The sequence below is a fragment of the Streptomyces sp. T028 genome (assembly GCF_048159505.1).
Classification (GTDB): domain Bacteria; phylum Actinomycetota; class Actinomycetes; order Streptomycetales; family Streptomycetaceae; genus Streptomyces.
Window position 1 is genome coordinate 117,844 of sequence record NZ_JBLRVZ010000006.1, and the last position, 24,718, is coordinate 142,561.

At 70.3% G+C, this 24,718-nt stretch carries 18 protein-coding genes; 10 read left to right on the forward strand and 8 right to left on the reverse strand.

Going from position 1 to position 24,718, the window contains the following annotated elements; genetic code table 11:
• Positions 1-162: 162 nt before the first annotated feature.
• From ACLZN2_RS06260 to ACLZN2_RS06275, 4 genes are all read right to left on the reverse strand, one after another.
• Positions 163-1,413, reverse strand: a complete 1,251-nt coding sequence (locus ACLZN2_RS06260; protein ID WP_416977359.1) for an alpha-L-fucosidase — start codon at positions 1,411-1,413, stop codon at positions 163-165.
• A 111-nt stretch (positions 1,414-1,524) separates the two neighbouring features.
• Positions 1,525-4,596 carry an alpha-mannosidase gene (locus ACLZN2_RS06265; protein WP_416977360.1) on the reverse strand — a complete coding sequence of 1,024 codons (3,072 nt, stop codon included), beginning with the start codon at positions 4,594-4,596 and terminating at the stop codon, positions 1,525-1,527.
• Positions 4,597-4,689: 93 nt separating this feature from the next.
• The gene (locus ACLZN2_RS06270) at positions 4,690-6,030 is read right to left on the reverse strand and encodes a 6-phospho-beta-glucosidase (RefSeq protein WP_416977361.1); all 1,341 of its coding nucleotides are present in this window, start codon (positions 6,028-6,030) and stop codon (positions 4,690-4,692) included.
• Positions 6,027-6,791 carry a DeoR/GlpR family DNA-binding transcription regulator gene (locus ACLZN2_RS06275; protein WP_416977556.1) on the reverse strand — a complete coding sequence of 255 codons (765 nt, stop codon included), beginning with the start codon at positions 6,789-6,791 and terminating at the stop codon, positions 6,027-6,029. Before ACLZN2_RS06275 ends, ACLZN2_RS06270 begins: the two co-directional genes overlap by 4 nt.
• 157 nt (positions 6,792-6,948) lie before the next feature.
• Between ACLZN2_RS06275 and ACLZN2_RS06280 the strand changes: the two genes are divergently transcribed.
• From ACLZN2_RS06280 to ACLZN2_RS06310, 7 genes are all read left to right on the forward strand, one after another.
• The gene (locus ACLZN2_RS06280) at positions 6,949-7,968 is read left to right on the forward strand and encodes a carbohydrate kinase family protein (protein WP_416977557.1); all 1,020 of its coding nucleotides are present in this window, start codon (positions 6,949-6,951) and stop codon (positions 7,966-7,968) included.
• Positions 7,969-8,062: 94 nt separating this feature from the next.
• Positions 8,063-9,349: an extracellular solute-binding protein gene (locus ACLZN2_RS06285; protein ID WP_416977362.1), complete on the forward strand. Its 1,287-nt coding sequence runs from the start codon at positions 8,063-8,065 to the stop codon at positions 9,347-9,349.
• Positions 9,349-10,305 (forward strand): carbohydrate ABC transporter permease, encoded by a 957-nt coding sequence (locus ACLZN2_RS06290; RefSeq protein WP_416977363.1) that lies wholly within the window; start codon positions 9,349-9,351, stop codon positions 10,303-10,305. The genes ACLZN2_RS06285 and ACLZN2_RS06290 overlap by 1 nt, the downstream gene beginning before the upstream one ends.
• A 14-nt stretch (positions 10,306-10,319) precedes the next feature.
• Positions 10,320-11,156, forward strand: a complete 837-nt coding sequence (locus ACLZN2_RS06295; RefSeq protein WP_416977364.1) for a carbohydrate ABC transporter permease — start codon at positions 10,320-10,322, stop codon at positions 11,154-11,156.
• The gene (locus ACLZN2_RS06300; protein ID WP_416977365.1) at positions 11,153-14,116 is read left to right on the forward strand and encodes a glycoside hydrolase family 2 TIM barrel-domain containing protein; all 2,964 of its coding nucleotides are present in this window, start codon (positions 11,153-11,155) and stop codon (positions 14,114-14,116) included. Before ACLZN2_RS06295 ends, ACLZN2_RS06300 begins: the two co-directional genes overlap by 4 nt.
• Positions 14,117-14,164: 48 nt before the next feature.
• Complete coding sequence (locus ACLZN2_RS06305) at positions 14,165-16,024, forward strand: LamG-like jellyroll fold domain-containing protein (RefSeq protein WP_416977366.1); 1,860 nt, start codon at positions 14,165-14,167, stop codon at positions 16,022-16,024.
• Positions 16,025-16,050: 26 nt separating this feature from the next.
• The gene (locus ACLZN2_RS06310) at positions 16,051-17,718 is read left to right on the forward strand and encodes a histidinol-phosphatase (protein ID WP_416977367.1); all 1,668 of its coding nucleotides are present in this window, start codon (positions 16,051-16,053) and stop codon (positions 17,716-17,718) included.
• Positions 17,719-17,840: 122 nt separating this feature from the next.
• Here the strand turns inward: ACLZN2_RS06310 and ACLZN2_RS06315 are convergent, their stop codons facing one another.
• The 4 genes from ACLZN2_RS06315 to ACLZN2_RS06330 are packed head-to-tail and all read right to left on the reverse strand — an operon-like array spanning position 17,841 to position 21,636.
• Positions 17,841-18,296, reverse strand: a complete 456-nt coding sequence (locus ACLZN2_RS06315) for a MaoC family dehydratase (protein WP_416977368.1) — start codon at positions 18,294-18,296, stop codon at positions 17,841-17,843.
• A gap of 14 nt (positions 18,297-18,310) precedes the next feature.
• Positions 18,311-19,816: an acyl-CoA synthetase gene (locus ACLZN2_RS06320; RefSeq protein ID WP_416977369.1), complete on the reverse strand. Its 1,506-nt coding sequence runs from the start codon at positions 19,814-19,816 to the stop codon at positions 18,311-18,313.
• A 12-nt stretch (positions 19,817-19,828) separates the two neighbouring features.
• Positions 19,829-20,713, reverse strand: coding sequence for an amidohydrolase family protein (locus ACLZN2_RS06325; protein WP_416977370.1), 885 nt, complete (start codon positions 20,711-20,713; stop codon positions 19,829-19,831).
• A 5-nt stretch (positions 20,714-20,718) separates the two neighbouring features.
• Positions 20,719-21,636: an SDR family NAD(P)-dependent oxidoreductase gene (locus ACLZN2_RS06330; protein WP_416977371.1), complete on the reverse strand. Its 918-nt coding sequence runs from the start codon at positions 21,634-21,636 to the stop codon at positions 20,719-20,721.
• A gap of 256 nt (positions 21,637-21,892) precedes the next feature.
• On the opposite strand from ACLZN2_RS06330, the gene ACLZN2_RS06335 reads away from it, so the two are divergent.
• The 3 genes from ACLZN2_RS06335 (at position 21,893) to ACLZN2_RS06345 (ending at position 24,633) form a co-directional block, all read left to right on the forward strand.
• The gene (locus ACLZN2_RS06335) at positions 21,893-22,318 is read left to right on the forward strand and encodes a MarR family winged helix-turn-helix transcriptional regulator (RefSeq protein ID WP_416977558.1); all 426 of its coding nucleotides are present in this window, start codon (positions 21,893-21,895) and stop codon (positions 22,316-22,318) included.
• A gap of 94 nt (positions 22,319-22,412) precedes the next feature.
• On the forward strand, positions 22,413-23,171 hold the full coding sequence (locus tag ACLZN2_RS06340) for an IclR family transcriptional regulator (protein WP_416977372.1): 759 nt from the start codon (positions 22,413-22,415) through the stop codon (positions 23,169-23,171).
• Between the two features lie 214 nt (positions 23,172-23,385).
• Positions 23,386-24,633, forward strand: a complete 1,248-nt coding sequence (locus tag ACLZN2_RS06345) for a L,D-transpeptidase (protein ID WP_416977373.1) — start codon at positions 23,386-23,388, stop codon at positions 24,631-24,633.
• Positions 24,634-24,718 lie beyond the last annotated feature (85 nt).

Below are 24,718 nucleotides of genomic sequence, written 5' to 3' on the forward strand. Positions count from 1 at the left end.
GCCCGCATCCCAGGGGTACAAGACGACGTCCAGGTGTCGCGCAGATGAAGCGCAGTAGCCGCGGAACGCACCATTCCGCCCCTGACCTGGCCTCTTACCGCTTTCTTAATTCTTCATATGGCTTGCCTGGGTGTGTGCTGGGTGTGAGGGCGCACCGGGCCCTCAGAAGCGGCCCGAGCCCCGGTAGAGCTCCAGCTCACCGTCCAGCTCCACGGCCAGCACCGTGGCGTACGGGTCGAGGTCGGCCTCGGCCGGCGGGTCGATCCACAGCACGCCGACCGCCTCGTGCAGGCCGCCCACGACCCGGTGCCCGAGTTCGGTCCCGGTGCCGAGCACGGTGACCCTGCGGACCGGTGTCGCCAGCCCCCGTACGCCGATCTCCGCGCGCGGGACGTCGAACAGGGTGAGGTAGAGGGTGCGGCCGTCGGCGGAGAGGGTACTGGGACCGTAGTGGTGCCCGGCCGGGAGTCCGCGGACCGTCCCGTACACGGCGTCGGCGTGCCTGCGGATCCACTCCCCCAGCCCTTCCAGCCGCTCGACCTGCGGCTGCGGGACGGTGCCGTCCTCCATCGGGCCGACGTCGAGCAGCAGATTGCCGCCCCCACCGATGGTCTCCGTGAAGTAACGGACCAGCTGGGCAAGGGACTTGTGGTTGTGGTCGTGGTGCTGGTAGCCCCACGAGTCGTTGATCGTCAGGCACAGCTCCCAGGGGCCGTCCGGCGGCACGATGGGGGCGCCCTGCTCCGGGGTCGCGTAGTCGCCCTCGCTGAGCATCCGGGCGTTGAAGACGACGTCCGGGCTGTACGACCGGATGAGCGCCGCGAGTTCGGGGATGCGCCACTGCTCCTCGCTGCGGTCCCACTCCCCGTCGAACCACATCAGGTCGGGACGGTAGCGGGAGGCCAACTCCCGGATCTGGCCGTCCCGGTAGGCGATGAACCGCTCCCAGGCGTCCAGGTCCTCGTCCTGTGCCGAGCACTCGGAGTAGCGGTTGTCCTCCATCTCCGGCGGACGGCCCGGCTTGCGGGTGCTGGCGTAGTCGGGGTGGTTCCAGTCGGAGTGGGAGTAGTACAGGCCGACCTTGAGACCTCTCTCGCGCAGGGCGTCGGCGTAGCCGGTGAGGTAGTCGCGGCCGAGGTTGAGATCGCCGTACGCCGTGTCCCACAGCGCCACACCGTCATGGTGACGGCTCGTCAGCACCGCGTACCGGGCGCCCGCGCGGGCGAACAGGTCGGCCCAGGCCTTCGGGTCGTAGCGGGCGCCGGTGAAACGGCCGAGCTGGGACATGTACTGCTCGTGCGGCACGATGTCGTCGTAGAACGACCAGGACTCCTGCACGCCGTCGACGGCGTAGATGCCCCAGTGGACGAAGATCCCCAACTTGGCGTCGGTGAACCAGGGTTGCATGGGCACGGCTGAACTCCTCAGTGAAGAGGGGGACTTCGGGGAAGGGCGGGCACGGTGGTGCAGTACCGTGCCCGCCCGGCAGAGGTCCGGGCGTGCCCGCCCGGAAGGGAGCCGGCCCTACTCGCCGCGCCGCAGGCGGAGCGTCAGGACCTGGAAGGGACGCAGGGTCACCTCGACCGCGCCGTCGGCGGCCACGGCCGCCGCCGCGTCCTCCTCCCGCGGCCGCTCCAGCAGGTCGGTGACCTGGAAGCCGGCCAGCGGGAACCCGGTGCGCACGAGGCCCCGGGCGCGGCCGCCGCGCGACTCGTACAGGCGCACCACCACATCGCCCGAGCGGTCGTCGGCGAGCTTGACCGCCTCGACGGTCACGCCGTCACCCGCCACGCTCACGACCGGCTCCGCGGCGCCCGCCGACTCCGCGACGCGCAGCGGCAGGTTGAGCGCGTAGCCCTCGGCGACCGCGTCGCCGATCGTGGCGCCCGGCAGCAGGGAGTACGTGAAGCGGTGCCGGCCCTGGTCCGCCTCGGGGTCCGGGATACGCGGGGCGCGCACCAGGCTGAGGGCGACCGTGGTCGTCGTACCGCCGTCCTCGCGGACCGTGCGGGAGACGTCGTGGCCGTACGTCGAGTCGTTGAGGACCGCGACGCCGTAGCCGGGTTCGCCGATGTGCACCCAGCGGTGGCCGGAGACCTCGAAACGGGCCGACTCCCAGCTGGTGTTGGTGTGCGTGGGCCGCTGGACGTGACCGAACTGGATCTCGGCGGAGGAGTGCGCGGCCCGCACGTCGACCGGGAAGGCCGCCTTGATGATCTTCTCGGCCTCGTGCCAGTCGATGTCGGTCTCGATGTCGATGCGCGGGCTGCCGGCCCGGACGGTGATCGTCTGGGTGAGGGTCGAGCCCTTGCCGAAGGAGCGGGTGACGCGGATCGCTCCGAGCAGCGGGTCGTCCTCGACGACGGTGACCGAGTCGGGGTCCAGCAGGTCCGTGAACCGGTTCTTGTAGTGCTTGTCGATGTCCCAGGCGTCCCAGTAGTTGGGCAGGTCGGTGTGCAGCCGGAGCAGATTGCCCCGGCCGGCGAGGACCTCGCGGCCCGCCCGGATGTCGTATACGGAAGACAGTGTGCCGTCTTCCGCCACCTCCACCCGCACCAGCCCGTTGTCGAGGACCCGGCCGGAGACCGTCACCGGCTGCGGCGAACCGGTTGCGGCACCGTCGGCGGCGGCGAGCGGCGCGCTGCCGCTCCCGGGCACCTCGACGTACGCCGGCGCGCCCGCCGAGGTGCGGATCACCTCGGCGCGGTCGTACGGGCCGGCGTTGAAGACGCGGGTGCCGCCCGCGCCGAGCGCCGCGACCGCCTCCGCCGTCAGCGCCTCAAGCTCCCCGGCGACGCGCGCGTACTCGGCCTCGGCCTCGCGGTGCACCCAGGCGATCGACGAGCCCGGCAGGATGTCGTGGAACTGGTGCAGCAGCACCGTCTTCCACAGCCGGTCCAGCTTCTCGTACGGGTAGGTGTAGCCCGGCGCGTGCAGCGCGGCCGTCGTCGCCCACAACTCGGCCTCGCGCAGCCGGTGTTCGCTGCGCCGGTTGCCCTGCTTGGTGCGGGCCTGGGAGGTGTAGGTGGCGCGGTGCAGTTCCAGGTAGAGCTCGCCGACCCAGACGGGGGCGTCCGGGTACTCCTCGCGGGCCTTGGCGAAGAACTGGTCGGGGTGCTCGATGACGACCTTGGGCGAGCCCTCGAGGTCGGCGAGGCGGCGGGCGCGTTCCATGATCTCGCGAGTGGGACCGCCACCGCCGTCGCCCCAGCCGAACGGGGCGAGCGAGCGCGTACCGGCGCCCTTCTCGGAGTAGTTGCGGACCGCGCGGTCCATCTCCTCGCCGCTGAAGCGGGCGTTGTAGGTGTCGACCGGCGGGAAGTGGGTGAAGATCCGGGTGCCGTCGATGCCCTCCCACCAGAAAGTGTGGTGGGGGAACTTGTTGGTCTGGTTCCAGGAGATCTTCTGGGTGAGGAACCAGTCGTTGCCGGCGAGCTTGGCGAGCTGGGGGTAGGCGGCGGTGTAGCCGAAGGAGTCCGGCAGCCAGACGCCCTTGGTCTCGACGCCGAAGTGCTCGATGAAGAACCGCTTGCCGTGGACGAGCTGGCGGGCGATGGCCTCGCCGCCGGGCAGATTGCCGTCGGCCTCCACCCACATGCCGCCGACCGGCGCCCACTGGCCCTTCTTCACCGACTCCTGGATGCGGGCCCACACGTGCGGGTAGTTGTCGCGCACCCACTCGTACTGCTGGGCCTGCGAGCAGGCGAAGATGAAGTCCTCGTACTCGTCGGCCAGGGACGTGACGTTGGAGAAGGTGCGGGACGTCTTGCGCTTGGTCTCGCGGATCGGCCACAGCCAGGCCGAGTCGATGTGCGCGTGGCCGACGCCGGAGATGGTGTGGGCGCTGGCGTGCGCGGGGCGGGCCAGGACGGGTGCGAGGACCTCGCGGACGGCGGCGGCGCTGCCGGAGATGTCGTCCAGGTCGAGCGCGTCCATGGCGCGGTCGAGGGCGTGCATGATCTCGTGGCGGCGGGGCTCGTGCTCGCCGAGGTGGACCATCAGCTCGCGCAGCACCTGGAGGTCCAGGTCGAGGTGCCAGACCTGCTCGTCGAGGACGGCGAGGTCGGCGCGGCGGAATGTATACAGTGGACGGTCGCCCGCCGTCAGTACATCGCCGAGTGGTGTCGGCTCGGCGAAGTCGTTCGCCAGGATGTCGGGGTTGGAGGCCGCCTCGACCAGGTAGTCGATCCGCTCACCGCCGGCCGCCGGGTTGCCGACCGGGACGTACTGGTTGAGCGGGTTGACCGCCTTCAGCGGTGTCCCGTCGACGCGGTGGACCAGGGCCTCGGCCTGGTTGCCGGGCCAGTCGCCGACGAAGCCGAGGTCGATGACGGCCTCGACCCGCCGCCCCGCCCACTCCGCGGGCACCTGCCCGCTCATCCGGAACCAGGTCGTCCCCCACGGCGGGCCCCACGGGGTACCCATCGCGAACGGCTCGTAGGCGGCGCCCGCGGCCTCCTCGAACGGGACGGGCTCCCCCGGCGCCTGCCAGGCCTCGACCTCGAAGGGAACAGTGGCCGCGTAGATCGCGGGCTTGACGCGCTGGTTGTGGACGCGCTCGACGCGCTCCTCGATGCGGCGGCGTTCGTCGTGCATGGGATGTCTCCAGGAAACCGGGAAGTCGGGAAGCCGGGATGGGGGAACCGGATGGGGAGAGCCGTCGGGCTCGGAAAGCGCTTTCTCTCTAGGTCAGCGCCTAAGGTACGCGAGCCCCGGATGGACCTCGGTGTACCCCTCGACGAGCCGGCGGGCGACGTTCACGGAGTCGACCAGCGGATGCAGCGCGAACGCCTTCACGGCCGTCGCCCGCGACCCGGACTCGGCCGCCGCCAGCACCTCCCGCTCGACCGCCTTCACCGCGCACACCAGGCCGGTGGCGTGGCCGGGCAGCGGGTCGACGGCCACCGGGTGGGCGCCGTTGGCGTCGACGAGGCAGGGAACCTCGATGACGGCGTCGGCGTCGAGCACCGACAGGGTGCCCTGGTTGCGCACGTTGAGGATGAGCGTGGTGCGCTCGTCACGGGCGATGGCCCGCATCAGGGCGAGGGCCACCTTCTCGTAGCCGCCGGAGAGGTCGTCGGCGTCGCGCTCGCCGGCGCCCGCCGTCTCCCGGTTCTCCGACATGTAGGTGGCCTCGCGCTCGGCACGGGTGCGGTCCCAGGCCTCCAGGGCCGCCGCGCCGGGGTCGCGCATCTCCTCGTAGAAGCGGTCCTGCTGCTCGCGCAGGAAGGCGCCGCGGGTCTTCTCGGCCTGCTGGTAGGCGCGGACGGCCTCGCGGTTGAAGTAGTAGTAGTGCAGGTACTCGTTCGGGATCGCGCCGAGGGACCGCAGCCAGTCGACGCCGAACAGCTTGCCCTCCTCGAAGGAACCGAGCAGATCGGGGTCGGCGAGCAGGCGCGGCAGCTCGTCGCGGCCCGCGATACGCAGGCCGCGGACCCAGCCGAGGTGGTTGAGGCCGACGTAGTCGATCCACGCGTCCTGCGGGTTCGCGCCGAGCACCCGGGCGATCCGGCGGCCGAGGCCGACCGGCGAGTCGCAAATGCCGATGACGCGGTCGCCGAGGTGGCGGGACATGGCCTCGGTGACCAGGCCCGCCGGGTTGGTGAAGTTGATGAGCCAGGCGTCGGGGGCGAGCCGGGCGACGCGCCGGGCGATGTCGACGGCGACCGGGACCGTCCGCAGACCGTAGGCGATCCCGCCGGCGCCGACCGTCTCCTGGCCGAGGACGCCCTCGGCGAGGGCGACCCGCTCGTCGTCGGCGCGGCCCTGGAGGCCGCCGACCCGGATCGCGGAGAAGATGAAGTCGGCGCCGCGCAGGGCCTCGTCGAGGTCGGTGGTGGCCGTGACGGTGGGGGCGTCGGGGACGCCGGCGGATTGTTCCGCCAGTACACGGGCGACTGCATACAGTCGGCTGTCGTCGAGATCGTGCAGAACGACTTCGGTGACCCGCCCCTCCGCCCGGTCGCCGAGGAGCGCCCCGTACACGAGCGGCACCCGGAACCCTCCGCCGCCCAGAATCGTCAGCTTCACGCCTGCACCTTTCCTGCCACGACCACCTCGACGCCCGCCTCCTCGAAGGAGGTGCGGGTCACCGGGTCGACCGGCGCGTTCGTCACCAGCACATCCAGGTCCTCGGGACCGCAGACCCTCGCCATCCCCGTACCCGGGAACTTCGCCGCGTCGGCCAGCAGGACAACCTTGTCACCGGCCTTGATCATGGCGCGCTTGACCGGCACCTCGACGACGGTCGTGTCCATCACCTGCCCGCCCGGGCGCACTCCACTGGTGCCGAGGAAGAGCCAGTCCGCGTGGAGCTGGCGCAGGTTGTCCTCGGTGAGGAAGCCGACCAGGGAGCGGTACTCGCGGCGGACCATGCCACCGAGCAGCACCAGCTCGATGCCCTCGTCGTCGGCGAGCTCCTCGTAGACCACCAGGTTGCTGGTGATCACCGTGAGGCGGCGGCCGTGCAACTGGCGGGCGAGGCGGTAGGCGGTGGTGCCGATGTCGAGCAGGACCGACTGGCCGTCCTCGACCATGGCCGCCGCATGCGCGGCGATCGCGTCCTTCTCGGGCACGCGGACCTCGGCGACCTCGGCGAAGGGCTGGTCGCCCTCCTCGACGACGGCCCCGCCGTGGACCCGGGTGAGCAGGCCCTCCTCCTCGAGTTTGACCAGGTCACGCCGGATCGTGGCGGGGCTCACGCCGAGTTGTTCGGAGAGATCCGTCACTGCCGCGGGACCACCGGAGCGCAGGGCCCGCAGGATGAGTTGATGTCGTCGTTCTGCCAGCACGCCGCGAACACTACTCGTCATCTTCGATCATTTCTATGCTCAGTTCTGCTCGGCTATTGACCAGAGGCGGCTGGCGTCGCACGATTCCGGTCACGAATTGAAGAGTTTTGACGAACTCCCCGACCGCGACATCCTGCACCGACGAGAGGACGCCCCCGTGGACGACGACCGGCCCGACGTACTGCTGACCGGGCTGCTCTTCTACGACCTAGTCCTCACGGGCCTGGGCAAGCCTCCGACGCCGGGCGAGGAGATCTGGACCACCGGCATGGGCTGCGGACCCGGCGGCATCGCCAACCTCGCCGTCGCCGCCTCCCGCTTCGGTCTGCGCACCTCCTTGGCCACGGTCTTCGGCGACGACTTCTACGGCGTCCACTGCCAGGAGGTCATCGCCGGCCAGGAGGGCGTCGACCTCTCGCTCTCCCGGATCGCGAAGGACTGGCCCACCCCTGTCACCGTCGCCCTCGCGCAAGGCCACGACCGGGCGCTCGTCACCCACGGCCAGGAGCCGCCGTACACCCAGGACGTCCTGATGGGCGACCCGCCCGAGGCGCGCACCGCGCTCGTGCACATCGGGACCGAGCCGCAGGCCTGGCTCGCCAAGGCCGCGGCGAACGGCACACAGATCTACGCCGACGTCGGCTGGGACCCTACCCAGCAGTGGTCCGCTGAGTTGCTCGAGCAACTCACCCTGTGCCACGCCTTCCTCCCCAACGAGACCGAGGCGATGGCCTACACCCGCACCGACAGCGCGGTCGCCGCCCTCGGCACACTCGCGGAACTGGTCCCGGTCGCGGTGGTCACCCAGGGCGGCGAGGGCGCGATCGCGGTCGACCAGACGACCGGGGAGTACGCGGGGGTCCCGGCCCTTGACATCGATGTCGTGGACGCGACGGGCGCCGGTGACGTGTTCGGCGCCGGCTTCGTCGCCGCCTCGCTCGGCGGCTGGCCGCTGGAGGAACGGCTGCGGTTCGCCGTACTGGCCGCCGGACTGTCCGTGCGCCACCACGGCGGGGCGCTCGCCGCGCCCGGCTGGTACGGAGTCGACCGGTGGTGGCGGTCGCTGACCGACCCCGAGCTGAAGCGGGCCTACGGCTTCCTCGCCGACCGCATCCCGGCGGACGTCGGCCCGCCGGTGCGCCACGCCCCGGTCACCCCGCCCGCCCGGCCGGCCTGACCGGCTCCGGTCTCGAATCCCTGCCCGAAGCTTGCCCCTGTTTATGCATCCCGTCTGCGAAGACGCGAACAGATCCGAAAGGCGGTGGGAGCAGTTGCGGCTCTCACGTAGAGGCCTGCTGCGCGCCGGACTGGCCGGTACGGCCGCGACGGCGCTCGGCGGCCTGGCGTCCGGCTGTGCCGTTCCGACCGGTTCGACCGGCCGGAACATGGTCCTGTGGTACTGGGACGGCGGCCTGGGCGACACCGTCGTCGAGAAGGCCCGGGCCCGCTACGGCGGCACGGTCGACCTCAAGGCCATCAAGATCGGCGGCTACTACCGTTCCAAGCTGATCACCACCATGGCCGGCCGCGCCCACATCCCCGACGTCGCGGGTCTCAAGGGCGAGGACATGGCGTCCTATCTGCCCAACGCCGACCAGTTCGTGGACCTGCGCACGCTCGGCGCGGAGAAGTACCGGAGCCGGTACCTGGCGTGGAAGTGGGACCAGGGCATCGCCGACGACGGCTCGATGATCGGCTTCCCGATCGACTGCGGCCCGGTCGCGCACATCTACCAGTACGACGTCTTCCGCAGGGCCGGGCTGCCGTACGAGCCGGACGACGTGTCGAAGGAGCTGAACACCTGGGAGAAGTTCTTCGCGGCGGGCGAGCAGTTGGGGCGGCGGATCCCGGGCACGTATCTGCTCACCGACGTCAACTCCGTGTTCGAGAACGCGGTGCAGCAGGGCAGCGAGCGGTACGTCGACAAGGACCGCCACTTCATCGGCGACCAGGAGCATGTGCGCGCCGCCTGGGCGCTCGCCGTTCAGGCCAAGCGGCGCGGGATCGTCTCGGACCTGGTCAACGGCACCCCCGACCAGCTCTCCGCCCTCCAGGACGGCAAGCTGCCCAGCCAGCTCGGCGCCTCCTGGGCGACCAACGACATCAAGAACGGCGTCCCGAAGACCAAGGGGCGCTGGCGGGTGGCCGACATGCCGGTCAGGCCCTCCAACAACGGCGGGTCGTTCCTGGCGATCACCAAGGCCTGCCGTGAGCCCGAGCAGGCCTTCCGGATCATCACCTGGATGCTGGACGCGGCCAACCAGGCTCAGGGGTACGTCGACGCGGGTCTCTTCCCGTCCACGCCCGCCTCGTACGGCCTGAAGCAGCTGCGTGAGCCGGACGAGTTCTTCGGCGGGCAGGTCACGATGGATGTCTTCGGGCCCGCCGCGCAGAAGATCGCCGTCGCCTACAACAGCCCGTACGACGTGGCGCTCGGCCAGCCGATCAAGGACGAGATCAAGAACGTCGGCGTCCTCGGCAAGAACCCCGACCAGGCATGGAAGGACGCCATGAGCAAGTGCCGGCGGATCGCGGACCATCTGGGGGTGAGCCACTGATGGCCACCGCGCTGGAGAAGCCCACGGTCACCGCAGAGACCGCCCCGACTCCCCCGCCCCGCGGAGGGTTCCGCAAGCACTGGCATCTGTACGCGGCGATCTCGCCGTTCTATCTGCTGTTCGTCGGCTTCGGCCTGGTCCCCGTCGGCTTCTCTCTTTATCTGTCGTTCCACCGCTGGGACGGTCTCGGCCCGATGGAGTGGGCCGGGCTGTCGCAGTACCAGTACCTGCTGGGCGACAGCGACTTCTGGAGCTCCATCGGCAATACGATCGTCATCTGGGCGCTGGCCACCTTCCCCATGATCTTCCTGGCGATGGTGACGGCCGTGCTGCTGAACTCGGCGGTCCGGTTCAAGAACGCCTACCGGTTCGCGTACTTCCTGCCGAACGTGACCTCGGTCGTGGCGATCGCGATCATTTTCGGCTCGGTGTTCTCCACCAACTTCGGCCTGGTGAATGCCCTGCTGCAGGCCGTCGGACTGGACCAGGTGGCCTGGCTGAACACGCCCTGGGGCATCAAGGTCGCCATCGCCACGCTGATGACCTGGCAGTGGACGGGATACAACGCGATCATCTTTCTCGCCGGACTGCAGACAATCCCCGGTGAACTGTATGAGGCCGCCCGTATGGACGGGGCCGGTCCGGTGCAGACGTTCTTCCGGATCACGCTGCCGATGATGCGGCAGGTGCTGCTGTTCGTGCTCGTCATCTCCACGGTCACCGGTCTGCAGAGCTTCTCCGAGCCGCAGGTCCTGCTGCAGAACACCTCCAACGACTCGACGTTCTCGGGCGGTCCCGACCACGCCGGCCGGACGATGGTCCTCTACTTCTTCCAGCAGACCTTCGACAACAACGACTTCGGCTACGGCGCCGCCGTGGCATGGGGCATCTTCCTCGTCGTCGTCCTCTTCTCGATCATCAACTGGCGGCTGGTGCAGCGCCGGGGCGAAGACTAGGAGGCCCCACCCCCATGGCAACCATCAAGGGTTCCCGGCGCCGGGCCATCGCCCTGCACGCGACGCTGGTCGCCGGCGTGCTGCTGTCGGCCTTCCCGTTCTACTGGGCCGTGATCATGTCGACGCACACGTCGAGCGAGATCTTCTCCTACCCGCCGAAGCTGCTGCCCGGCACGCACTTCCTGGAGAACCTCCGCCATCTCCTCGACGGCATCGATTTCTTCGGCTCGATGGCCAACTCGCTGCTGGTGGCGGGTTCGGTGACGGTCCTGGTGCTGTTCTTCGACTCGCTGGCGGCGTTCGTCTTCGCCAAGTTCCAGTTCCCGGGCAAGCGCTTTCTGTTCGCCTCACTCATGATCATCTTCATGGTGCCGGCACAGCTGTCGGCCATCCCACAGTTCGTGATCATGGCCAAGCTCGGCTGGATCGGCTCGATGACCTCGCTGATCGTGCCGGCCGCCGCCAACGCCTTCGGCATCTTCTGGATGCGCCAGTACATGAAGAGCGCCATCCACGACGAACTCCTCGACGCCTCCCGCATCGACGGCGCGAACTTCCTCCGCCAGTACTGGCACGTGGCCCTGCCCGTGGTCCGCCCCGGCCTCGCCTTCCTCGGCATCTTCACCTTCATGGGCCAGTGGAACGACTACGCCTGGCCCCTCATCGCCCTCACCAACCCGGACAACGTCACCCTCCAGGTCGCGCTGTCCCAGCTCAACGGAACCCACGGAACGACGGACTACGGAATGGTCATGACCGGCGCACTGCTCGCGCTCATCCCCCTGCTCATCGTGTTCGCGGTCGGCGCCCGCCAGATCATCGGAGACCTCGCCAAGGGAGCGATCAAGTGACGGATCCCCTGCCGGCGCTGCGCCCCTGGTCCGCCCCCGAGATCACCTCCTGGGGGCGGCTGCCCATGAACGCCGTCGACCGGCGCGCCGGAGCACACTCCCTGGACGGCGACTGGCGCTTCCAGCTGCTGTCCGCTCCGGACGCGCCGGTCGGCGGTGCGTGGTCGACGACGGTCGTGCCGGGCGTATGGACCATGCAGGATACGGACGACCCACTGCGGTCGACGGTCGACCTTCCGCAGTATCTGAACATCCGTATGCCGTATACAGAGTTCCCTCCACTGTCGCCGGTCGACGACAACCCGACGGGTGTGTACGAGCGCGAGATCGACATCCCCGCCGACTGGACCGCCCGCCGCATCGTGCTCCAGGTCGGCGCCGCCGAGAGCGTCCTGCTGGTGCACGTGGACGGGCGGCCCGTCGGCATCTCCAAGGACTCCCATCTCGCCGCCGACTTCGACCTGTCCGACGCCGTACGCCCCGGTGGCCGGCACACGCTGCGACTGACCGTCGTCAAGTGGTCGGACGCCTCGCACATCGAGGACCAGGACCACTGGTGGCACGGCGGGATCACCCGTTCGGTGCTGCTGTACGCGACCGACCCGCTGCACCTGGCCGACGTCACCGTGCGCGCCTCCCGGGACGGGGCGCTGGTCGTCGACTGCCGGGTGCGGGACGCGGGCGGGGCGCTGCCCGAGGGGTGGTACGTCAGCGGGGAGCTGGACGGGCTCGCGCTCACGCAGGACACGGAGTTCGACCGGGCCAACGCCGAGGACGAGCGGGTCTCCGTCTTCCTCGGCGAGGCGCGGCTGCGGGCGCGCGTGCCCGAGGTGCGCGCCTGGACCGCCGAGACTCCCGAGCTGTACGGCCTGACGGTGCGGCTGCACCGCGCCGACGGCAGCGTCGCCGACACCTCCCGCCACCGCGTCGGCTTCCGGGACGTCGAGATCGTCGGCCGGGACCTGCTGGTCAACGGCGAGCGGATCTACATCCGGGGCGTGAACCGGCACGACTTCCATCCGCTGACCGGGCGGACGGTGTCGTACGACGACATGCGCGCGGACCTGGTCCTGCTGAAGCGTTTCGGCTTCAACGCGATCCGCACCGCGCACTACCCGGGCGACCCGACGCTGTACGACCTCGCCGACGAACTCGGCTTCTACGTGGTCGACGAGGCGGACATCGAGTCCCACGACCACGCCCACGAGATCGCCGACGACCCGCGCTATCTGAACGCCTTCGTGGACCGGGTGTCGCGGATGGTGCTGCGGGACAAGAACCACCCCTCGGTGATCATCTGGTCGCTGGGCAACGAGTCGGACTACGGCGCCAACCACGACGCGGCCGCCGGCTGGGTGCGCCGGCACGACGCGACGCGGCCGCTCCAGTACGAGGGGGCGGCCAAGCGCGGCTGGGCGGACCCGGACCTCGCCTCCGACATCGCCTGCCCGATGTACGCGCCGCTGGAGGACTGTGTGGCGCACGCGCTGTCCGGGGAGCAGACCAAGCCGCTGATCCAGTGCGAGTACTCGCACGCCATGGGCAACAGCAACGGCACGCTGGCCGACCACTGGGCTGCCATCGAGGCCACCCCGGGTCTTCAGGGCGGGTTCATCTGGGAGTTCTGGGACCACGGAATCCTTCAGTCCGTGAACGACGGACGACCGGTCGGGCGTGGCGGCGCCGGGCTCTACGACAACGGTGTCGCCGCTCCCGGCTACCGCTGGGCGTACGGCGGTGACTTCGGCGAGAAGGACCACGACGGCGCGTTCATCGCGGACGGCGTGGTCTTCCCCGACCGCACCCCGAAGCCCGTGATGTACGAGCACCGCGAACTCGCCGCGCCCGTACGGCTGGAGCTGTTCCGGCACGAAGGGCTGGTCGTCTCCAACCACCAGCACTTCCGTGGCCTGGAGTGGCTCGCGGGCGCGTGGGAGCTGGCGCTCGCGGACGGCCGTACGCTGACCGCTCCCGCCGAACTCCCCTCGCTCCTCCCCGGCGAGACGGCGATGGTCCCGCTGCCGCTGGCCCTGCCCGAGGACGGCGGCGAGGCGTGGCTGACCCTGCGCGTGACGATCGCCGAGGATCTGGCGTGGGCGCCGCGCGGCACGGAGGTGTGCGCGCCGCAGGTGCTGCTGCGGGAGGCCGAGGTGGCCGTGTCGGCCGTGTCGGCCGAGGAACCGCCGGTCTCCGGCGGCGGTGTCGAGGTCGACGAGGAAGGCCTGTTGGTCCATCCGCTGCTGACCGCCGCGCCCACGCTGTCGCTGTGGCGGGCGCCCACCGACAACGACGAGCTGGGCGGCATGGCGCTGCGCTGGCGGACGTGGGGGCTGGACTCCCTGGTGCGCAAGGTGGTGTCGGTGCGGCGCGACGGCGACTCGGTGACCGTGCTCGCACAGTACGCGGGTACCACTGGCGTCGTCCGGCACGAGCAGGTGTTCACCCCGGTCGAGGGCGGCGTCCGGATCGACGAACTCGCCGAGCTGCCCGAGGAGTTCGACGACGTGGCCCGGGTCGGGACGGTCTTCGAGACGGTCGCCGGGCTCGACCGCGTTCAGTGGTTCGGGCAGGGCCCCTGGGAGTCCTACCCGGACCGCAGCGGGGGTGCCCCGGTGGGCCATCACGCCCTCCCCGTCGACGAGTTGTTCACCCCCTATCTGCGTCCGCAGGAGAGCGGCGGCCGGCACGGCGTACGACGCTTCACTCTCTCCGGGCCGGGCACCACGGGTCTCACGGTCACCCCGGACGAGCCCCGGCAGGTATCCGTCACGCGCTACCGCGCCGAGGACCTGACGGCCTGCGCCCATCACGACGAACTGGTGCCGCGCGCGGGCTGCGTGGTGCATCTCGACGCGGCGCACCGGGGCCTCGGTACGGCCTCGTGCGGTCCCGACACCTTCCCCTCCTACCTCGTCGCGCCGGGCGTCCATCGCTGGAGCTGGAGCCTGCGCACCTTGTAACCCCCCATCCCCGTAAGGACTTTCCCCGGCTTCCCCTACGGAGCACACGTGTGTACTTCGCATGCCCATGAACCGTGCGAGGCCGCGCAGGCCGGCGCCGGACGACGCAGCTTCCTGCGGGCCACGGCGCTGCTCGGCGCCGCGGCCACGGCCTCGGTCGCACTGCCCACGGCCTCCGCCGAGGCGGCGGCGGAGGCGACTCGGGCCGTCTGGCGTCCGGACACCGACAGCCGCCGCTTCACGCTCGCCGTGATGCCCGACACCCAGTACCTCTTCGACGGTCCGAGCATCGACAAGGCGCCCGTCGAGGCGTCCCTGCGGTACCTCCTGGAGCATGGGGGCGAGAACGCCGAGAACATCGTGTTCCTGTCCCACCTCGGCGACCTCACGCAGAACGGCGCGGCGGCCGAATGCGCCGCGATCGGTGAGGCGTTCGAGCTGCTCGACCGGCGCGGGGTCGGCTACAGCGTCCTGGCCGGCAACCACGACGTGAGGTCGTCGACGACCGACCAGCGCGGGGCGACCCCGTACCTGGACACGTTCGGCCCGGACAGGTTCCGGGGGAAGCCGACCTTCGGCGGGGCCTCCCCCGACGGCTACAACACCTTCCACCTGTTCCGGGCGGCCGGCCGCGAGTGGATGGTGCTGGCGCTGGACTGGCGGCTGTCGGACCAGGGGTACGCCTGGGCGAAGGACGTCCTGGCCGCCCACCCGACGACGCCGGTCGTCCTCACCACGCACGAACTGGTCGTCGAGGACGACTCCCTGTCGGCGTACGGGCAGCAGCTGTGGGACCGGCTGATCGACGGCCACGACCAGATCTTCCTCACGCTCAACGGGCACTACTGGCCCGCCGGACGGGCAACGCGCAAGAACGCGGCGGGACATGACGTCCACCTGCACCTGACGAACTATCAGAATCGTTATTTCGGCGGCGCGGCGATGATCCGCCTGTACCGCTTCGACCTCGACCGGAACGTCATCGACGTGGAGACCGTCTCCCCGTGGATCCTCGGCCGGGCCGCGAAGGGGCTCAACGAGCTGGAACGGCAGGAGATCGAACTCAGCGGTGACGCCGACCGGTTCTCGGTCGGCATCGACTTCGCCGACCGCTTCTCCGGCTTCGCCCCGGTCCCGGCCCGCCCCGCCCGTCCGGCGTCGAAGGTCCTCGTGCGCGGCACGGTAGCCTACTGGCGCTTCGACGGCCACGACGACGGCACGACCGTCTCCGGCACCGTGCGCGACCTGTCCGGACGAGGCAACGACCTCACCGTCGTCACCGTCGGCGGCGGCACCCTGGGCTGGTCCTCGGACCACCACCCCGACCAACCCGGGCACGGCAGCCTGGAGTTCCGCGGCTTCAAGTCGCCGCTGCGGGGGGCGTACCTGCGCACGGTGGACGGCGCTCCCCTGAACTCGGCGACCTTCGACGGCGGTTACACCATCGAGGCGTTCTACCGCCTCCCGTCGGACTGGGATCCGTCGCACCACGCATGGTCGGGACTGGTCAGCCGTACGGGCACCGGGGGCGCCGCGGGCAGGAGCGGCGACGACCCCGACGAGCCGCTCGCCACGCTGTCGCTGTCCAACGACCGGGAGCCGCAGTGGGCGATGCGCCCGCTGAACCAGGAGGGCATCGCCACCAACTGGGGCCAGGAGACCCCCCTGGAGACCTGGTGGCACCTCGCGGTGGTCAACGACGGCGAGCACACCACGCTGTACGTCGAGGGCTGCCCGGTCGTGCGCAACCCGAAGGCGAAGGCCGTGGGCATCACCTCCGTCGGACTGCCGTGGCTGCTCGGCGGCTACGAGTACGGCGGGAGGATCGACCAGATCCTGCACGGCCGCCTCGGTGACGTCCGCATCGTCGCGCGGGCGCTGCCCGTCTCCTCCTTCATGAACCACTGACGCCCTGGAAGAGGACTCACACCACCATGACCGAGCAGCAACTGCCCGAGTGGGCCGACCCGTCCGTCTCCCCCGCACATCTCGACGCCCAGGGCGTCTCCCGCCGCGGACTCCTGCGCCGCGCGGGTCTGTTCGGCGCCGCGTTCGCCCTCGGCCCGGCCGTGACGCCCGCGTTCGCCGCTTCGGGCCGCGGCCTGGGCGGTGACGACCCGCGCCTCGCCTACCTCGTCGGCGACCACCACGTCCACTCCGTGTACAGCCACGACGCCAAGTACACGTTCTCCCAGCAGGCCAGGGCCGCCGCCGAGTACGGCCTGGACTGGATGGTGTTCAACGAGCACTCCAACTTCGGCCACGCCCACTACGGCGCCGCGCTGGAGCACCAGGAGATCCTCAAGGCCCGTGCGGAGAACCCGCGCCGGCTGATCTTCCAGGGCCTGGAGTGGTACATCCCGGCCGCCGAGCACTGCACCGTGTTCGCCGCGCCGGGCGCCCACGAGGTCGACCTGCTCACCCGGTTCGAGCTCGCCTACGACGGCAAACTCCTCGGCTACACCGAGGGTTCCGCCGGCGCCACGGACACCGCCCGTAACGAGGCGCACGCCGTCAAGGCGATCAAGTGGCTGGCCGAGCAGCGCCGTTCGGGCTACGTCGACGACGTCCTCGTCCTCGCCAACCACCCGCTGCGCCTCGGCATCGACTCCCCGCACGAGATGCGCAACTGGCGTGACGCGGCCCCCGAGATCATGATCGGCATGGAGGGCGCGCCCGGCGCCCAGGGCGCGGCCATCCCCGGCTGGCGCGGTTCCACGTCGATCCGCGGCGAGTACGAGAACAAGCCGTCGGCGCAGTCGTGGGCGGGCTATCCGGCGGACGCCTATCCGACGTACGGCGGCTTCGACTGGGCGACCGCGACCGTCGGCGGTCTGTGGGACGCGCTGCTGGCCGAGGGCCGGCTGTTCACGATCACCACGAACTCCGACAACCACCGGACCGTCTTCGACACCTGGAAGAACGGCGACTGGGCGGCCGGGCAGAACTTCGACAACACCGGCAGGCTGCCCGACCCGGTGAACACGGACACCCCGCAGCCCGGCAGCGACTTCTGGCCCGGCGAGTTCAGCCGCACCCACGTCGGCGTGACCCGCTACGGCTACCGCGCGGTGATGGAGGGTCTGCGCGCGGGACGCGTCTGGCTCGACCACGGCCATCTGCTGGACGGGCTCGACGTACGGGTGAAGCGGGACTGCGACGGCGGCCGGGGCGTCACCCTCGGTGGCCGGCTGCGGGTCCGCAAGGGCGAGAGGATCACGCTGTACGTCACCGTGACGACCGCCTCCCGGGCCAACCCCCGGGGAATCCTCCCCGAGTTGGCGCGCGTGGACGTGATCCGGGGCGCGGTGCGCGGCCCGGTGACCGACCGGGACGCCTGGAAGGCACCCGACACGAAGGTCGTCCACACGAAGGACGTGTCGGGCCGCAAGGGGACGTACACCCTGCGCGTCCCGCTGACCGTCGGCGACGAGTCCTTCTACGTCCGGCTGCGCGGCAGCGACGGCAACCGGCACGCGGCCGGCTACCTCGGCGCGTCGATCGACCCGCACGGCCCGATCCCCCACGAGCCGGGCAACGGCGACCCGTGGGCGGACACCTGGTTCTACTCCAACCCGGTCTTCGTGGACGTCGTGCACTAGGAGCGCCCCCAAAGGGGCGCGGGGCTGTATCGATGTGCGGCTCCGCCGCGTGGGCGCGACCAGCCACAACGGTCCGCAGCTCCCCACAGCCTCAGCGCCCCTACGGCTCCACCAGCGGAGCGCTACACATAGAACCGCGACAGACTCTGCAGCACCGCCGCCGGCTTCGCACCGCCCTCGATCTCGATCGCCCCGTCGACGGTGATCTGCACGCCGCCCGGCACGTCCTCGACCTCGGTCAGCTTCCCGACCAGTCGGATCCGCGAGCCGACCTTCACCGGCGAGGGGAAACGCACCTTGTTCAGGCCGTAGTTGACCTTCGTGGTGACGCCCTGGACGTCCAGCAGCTCGGTGAACAGCGGGATGAACAGGGAGAGGGTCAGATACCCGTGGGCGATGGGGGCGCCGAAGGGTCCTTCCGCGGCCTTCTCGGGGTCCACGTGGATCCACTGGTGGTCGCCGGTCGCGTCGGCGAACGTGTTGATCCGCTCCTGGGTGACCTCGATCCACTCGCTGGTGCCCAGGTCGCTGCCGGCCAGCTTCTTCAGCTCGTCGAGGCCGTTCACCGTGATGCTCATATGGCTGTCCTTAGCTAAGAGTTGGTGCCGAAGCGCTGGCGCACCCGGGCTTTGAGGAGCTTTCCGGAGGCGGTGCGCGGAAGCTCGTCCGCGACCACCACCGACTTGGGGATCTTGTACTTGGCGAGCCGGCCGGCCAGGGAGGCGAGCACCTCGTCGGGGTCCAGCGCGGCGCCCTCGCGGAGCACCACGACGGCGCGCGGCACCTCGCCCCACTTGTCGTCCCGCACACCGATGACGGCGGCCTCGACGATGTCGGGGTGCGCGAGGAGGAGGTCCTCGATCTCGGCGGGGTAGATGTTCTCCCCACCGGAGATGATCATGTCCTTTATACGGTCGACGATGTACACGTAACCGTCTTCGTCGACCTTCGCCGCGTCCCCGCTGCGGAACCAGCCGTCGGCGAAGCAGGCGGCGGTCTCCTCGGGCAGCCCCCAGTAGCCGGGCATGACGTGCGGTCCCCTGACGAGCACCTCGCCCGTCTCACCGGGTCCGACCGGGGTGAGGTCGGGGGCTAGGACGCGTACGTCGCTGAAGAAGTGCGGGACTCCGGCCGAGCCCGCCTTGCTGATGGCGTGCTCGGCGTCCAGGTACAGCGTTCCGGGCGACGCCTCGGTCATGCCGTACCCCTGGAGGAAGGTGAGACCGCGTTCCTGGTAGGCGGCGATCAGCGGGGTGGGGACCGGGGAGCCGCCGCAGGTCAGGATGCGCAGGCTGGACAGGTCCGCGTCGGCCCAGCGCGGATGCCGGGCCACCTGGTCGAACATCGTCGGCACCCCGAACATGAAGGTGATCCGGTGGCGTTCGATCAGGTCGAAGGTGGCCTCGGGGTCGAAGGCCTCGACCAGGACGCAGGTGCCGCCCTTGAGGAACACCGGGAGCGTCAGCATGTTCAGGCCCGCGGTGTGGAACAGCGGCGCGGAGACCAGGGCCCGTTCGTCGGCGATCAGGTCGGTGTCGACGAGGACGTTGACCGCGTTCCAGGTGAGGTTGCCGTGCGTGAGCATGGCGCCCTTGGGCCGGCCGGTCGTGCCCGAGGTGTACATGATGATGCAGGTGTCGTCGGCGCCGACGGGCTCGTCGATCGGCTCCTCGGAGGCCGAGGCCAGCACGTTCTCGTACTCGGCGCCGACCTCGACGTACGTCCGTACGTCCGTGCTGCCCGGCAGTCCCGCGACCAGGCCCGCGTGCGAGGCGCCGTAGACGAGGGCCTTGGCGCCGGAGTCGGAGAGCTGGTAGGCGATCTCGGGGCCCGCGAGGCGGGTGTTGAGCGGGACGAAGACCGCGCCGAGTGTGCCGGCCGCGAACAGGGTCTCCAGGTAGGAGGGGTGGTTCGGGCCGAGGTAGGCGATGCGGTCGCCGCGGCGCACGCCCCGGGAGCGGAGGGCGTGGGCCAGCCGCGTGACGCGTGTATGCAATGTGCGGTAGTCCGTCGACTGCTCACCGTGGACCAGTGCGGTGCGGTGCGGGGTCTTGCGGGCCCGGCGTGCGGGCCACGACCCCAGTCCCTCGTTGCGCATGCTCCACGCCCCTTACGCTGTGGTCAGCCCGAGCAGACGGGCGGCGTTCTCCTTGAGGATCTTCGGCTTCACCTCGTCCTTGATCGTCAGCTTGTCGAAGTCGGCGAGCCAGCGGTCGGGGGTGAGGACGGGGAAGTCGGAGCCGAAGAGGACCTTGTCCTTCAGCAGCGTGTTCGCGTACTGCACGAGCTGCGGCGGGAAGTACTTCGGCGACCAGCCGGACAGGTCGATGTGCACGCCCGGCTTGTGCGTGGCGACGGCGAGTGCCTCGTCCTGCCAGGGGAACGACGGATGCGCCAGGATGATCTTGAGGTGCGGGAAGTCGGCGGCGACGTCGTCGACGTGCAGGGGGTTGGAGTACTTGAGACGGATGCCGCCGCCTCCGGGGACTCCGGCGCCGATGCCCGTCTGGCCGGTGTGGAAGAGGGCGATGGTGCCGGTCTCCTCGATGACCTCGTACAGGTCGTACGCCACCGCGCGGTCGTTGGGGAAGAAGCCCTGGATGCTGGGGTGGAACTTGAAGCCCTTCACCCCGTACTCCTCGACCAGGCGGCGGGCCTGCCGCACGCCCGCCCTGCCGCGGAAGGGGTCGATGGAGGCGAAGGGGATGAGGACGTCCGCGTTGGCGGCGGCGGCCTCGGCGACCTCCTCGTTGGGAACGGGCGCCGTGCCGGTCGCGGACTCGGCGTCCACCGTGAAGATCACGGCGGCCATCCTCCGCTCCCGGTAGTAGGCGGCCGTCTCCTCCAGGGTGGGCTTGCGCTTGCCCTCCACCTTGAAGTAGGCGGAGGACGCGTCGTGCAGGTCGTCGTCGAGCGAGGAGTGGCCCTTGGAGGACACCTCCGCGTGGGTGTGGACGTCGATCGCGACGAGTTCCTCGACGTTGAGGGTCGCCATGGGTCTCAGGCCTCCGGGAACTTGGGCGCCGGGATGCCGACGGTCTGCAGTTCGGCGCCGACCGAGGTGGGGAAGGCGGCGGCCAGGCTCTCGGGGGTCCAGCCGCCGTCGGCGTAGGCCGCCTTGATCTCCTGCGGATGCGACCAGAGTGCCACCTTGTCGCCGCCGATGCCGATGGCCTGGCCGGTGATGGCCCGGGCGGCCTCGGAGGCGAGGAACGGCACGAGCGCGGCGCAGTCCTCGGGGGTGCCGAAACCCTCGCCCTTGCGCAGGAAGTCCGGCAGCGGCTCGCCGCCGCGCATGGCCTCGATGTACGGGGCGAAGGCGGGGATGGTCTCGGTCATGGCGGTCGCGGCGACCGGCACGATCGCGTTGACGGTGATCTTCGCGCGGCCCAGTTCCATGGCCCAGGTGCGGGCGAAGGCGGCGATGCCGGCCTTGGCGGCGGCGTAGTTCGTCTGCCCGAAGTTGCCGCGCTGGCCGGCCGGGGAGCCGACGAGGATCAGCGTGCCGCCCTCGCCCTGCTCGCGCATCCGTACGGCGGCGGCGCGGGCGCAGGTGAAGGTGCCCTTGAGGTGGGTGGTGATCACCGCGTCGAAGTCGTCGTCGGTCATCTTCCACAGCACCTTGTCGCGCAGGATGCCCGCGTTGGTGACCAGGACGTCCAGGCGTCCGAACTCCTCGACGGCGCGGTTCACCAGCCGCTCGGCGGCCTCGCTGGTGCCGACCGGGACGACCTCGGCGACGGCCGTGCCGCCGGCCTCCACGATGGACTTCACGGCCGCCCCGGCCACGGCCTCGTCGACGTCGTTGATCACCACGCGGGCGCCATGGGCGGCCAGGGCCTGGGCGTAGGCGAGCCCGAGGCCCCGGCCGCTACCGGTGACGACGGCGACCTTGCCGGTGAGATCGATGCTGGTCACGAGCGAGTCCCTTCAGAAAGAGCCACGACCACGAGGGGGTCACGTAGGGCGGCGGGAGGTGCGACTGCGAGATCGAAGCTAAGAGCAATAATTGTTGACGTCAATAGTTGTTGTCCACCTGTGGGTGAGTCATGCTGGAATCTGGACGACACACCGCCCCCGTCTCCCGTACGGGGCCGAGACCAGGGAGCCCGCCATCGCCCGCCAGGACAACGCACTGAACGCCGCCGCCCCGATCGACGGGAACGAGCCGTGGATGCGGGGACTGCACGCGGACACGGGCTATCTGCTCTACCGCCTGGGGCTGCGCTCGGGTCAACTCTTCAACTCCTTCCTTCAGGAGTCGGGGCTGCGCCTGCGCCACTACGCGGTGCTGCGCTTCCTCGCCACCGCCGAGGGCGCGCTCCAGCGCGAGCTCAGCGCACGGCTCGGCTACGACCCGAGTGCGATCGTCGGCCTGGTCGACGACCTGGAGAAGCTGGGCTTCGCCGAGCGCAGGCCCGCCCCGGACGACCGGCGCAGCCGGATCGTCGTCCTCACCGAGGACGGCCGCACCTTCCTGCGCGGCACGGACGAGGCGGGGCTGCGCGCGACGAACGAGCTGCTCGGCCCGCTCGACCCCGCCGAACGCGAGACACTGCACACGCTGCTGCTGAGGGTCGCCGAGGACGGGCTGAGCTGATGCCATGGGGACGAACAGAAGGAGCAGGACGAACGGAACGAGCGGGACGGCCGAAGGTGACCGGGGCCGCCCCAGCGTGCACTCCGACCCGGCCGTGACCTCGCGCTCCGCGCCCGACCGGCTGCTGGCCGTGCTCGCCGCGTTCGACCACAGCCATCCGGCGCTGTCGCTCAGCGACATCGGCCGGCGCGCCGGGCTGACGCTCACCACCGCCCACCGACTGGTGGGCGCGCTGACCGAGTGGGGCGCACTGGAGCGGGACGCGTCCGGCCTCTACCACGTGGGACTGCGCCTGTGGGAGGTCGCCGCGCTCGCGCCGCGCGGACTGGCGCTGCGCCAAGTGGCGCTGCCGTATCTGGAGGACCTGTACGAAGCCACGCACGAAAACGTGCAGTTGGCGGTGCGGGACGGGTCCGAGGTGGTCTACACCGAGTGGATCTCGGGGCGTTCGGCGGTCGGTGTGCACATCCGGGTGGGCGCCCGCTGGCCACTGCACGTCACCGGGGTCGGGCTCGTCCTGCTGGCCCACGGCGATGCGGCGTCCCAAGAGGCCTACTGTGGCGGGCCGTTGACATCCCTCACCGCCCACACCATCACTGATCCTGCCCAGTTGCGCCGCGTGCTGGCCGAAGTCCGGCGTACGGGTGTCGCGGTGAGCAGCCGTCAGGTCACCGACGACGCCCTGTCGGTAGCCGCGCCCGTGCGCGGGCCGGGCGGCGCGGTGGTCGCCGCCGTGTCGGTGGTCGTCCCCCACGCCGACGCCCAGGTGCCGGTCCTCGCCCCCGCCGTACGGGTCGCGGCGCGCGGGATCTCGCGGGCACTGGGGTGGCAGCCGGAGCGTGCGCAGGACTGAGCGCCGCCCACCACTCCCCCAGGGCCGGTCCGGCGGATCAGGTCTCCTGGAGGCGGGCGTTCAGGGAGTCCCGCGGACCGCGGACACCCCTGCCTTCCGACGCCCAGCCCCTCCTCACGGAAATCTCAGCCTGCGGCGTGGGCATTCAAAGGATCAACCAATGTGTGGAGCGCAGGATGCTGGCGCAAAGGTGGACAACTCAGGAAGGCGTGCCGTGGGCGTCTCGCACATATCGAACCGGTCCGAGCGACGGACGGCGGGGTGGTCCCGGCGCGGGATCCTGGCCGTCCTGGGGGTCGCGCCGGCCGCCGCGCTGACCGGCTGCAGCTCCGGGTCTGCGGACGCCTCGGAGGGCTCGGGCACCCAGGCGTCCGCCGCCGCGAAGGCCTCGGCCGCCGCCAAGAAGCCGGTGATCTCGGTCACCCCGGCCGACGGCACCAAGAAGGCGGCGTTCAGCAGCCCCGTCGAGGTGACCGTGACCGACGGCACGCTCGCCTCGGTGAAGGTGACGGGCAACGACGGCTCCACGCTCGAGGGCTCCCTGAACGACGCGAAGACCACGTGGACGTCGTCGAGGAACCCGTACTCGGGCACCAGGTACACGGTCACCGCGCAGGCCGAGGGCGCCGACGCCGAGACGACCACGTTCACGACCGGGTCGCCCGGCGAGACCTTCGTCGGTTACTTCACCCCCGAGGCGAACTCCACCTCCGGCGTCGGCATGCCCGTGTCGATCAACTTCACGAAGGCCGTGAAGGACCGGGCCGCCGTGCAGAAGGCGATCACGGTGACCGCCGAGCCGGCCGTGGAGATCGTGGGCCACTGGTTCAGCGACACCCGGCTGGACTTCCGGCCGGAGACGTACTGGGCGTCCGGGACCAAGATCACGCTCGGTCTGCGGTTGAAGGACGTCGAAGGACAGGATGGTGTCTACGGCATACAGTCGAAGGACGTCACCTTCCACATCGGCCGCGAACAGATCAGCACCGTCGACCTGTCGGCCAAGGAGATGGTGGTGAAGCGGGACGGCGCGACCCACGCCACCTACCCCGTCTCCGGCGGCGACGCCGAGCACACCACCTGGTCCGGGATCATGGTGATCAGTGAGCGCTTCAAGCAGACCCGGATGGAATCCTCCACGGTCGGCCTCGGCGACGAGTACGACATCTCCGACGTGCCGCACGCCCAGCGCCTGACCACCTCCGGCACCTTCGTGCACGGCAACTACTGGGCCGCCGCCTCCGTCTTCGGCAGCCAGAACACCAGCCACGGCTGCATCGGCCTGGACGACACCAAGGGGGCGAGCGACAGCTCGGTCGCGGGCTACAAGTTCTACGAGAGCTCCATGCTCGGCGACGTGGTGATCGTGAAGAACTCCGGCGAGAAGACCGTCGAGCCGTCCAACGGCCTCAACGGCTGGAACCTGTCATGGGCCGACTGGAAGGCCGGCAGCGCGGTTTAGACAGCGCGGTTTAGCCCGTTTGTACGCTTCACGCCCTGAACTTCCCTGCCGTGAAAGGACTTTCCTCGCTTTAAGTCTTGACGAC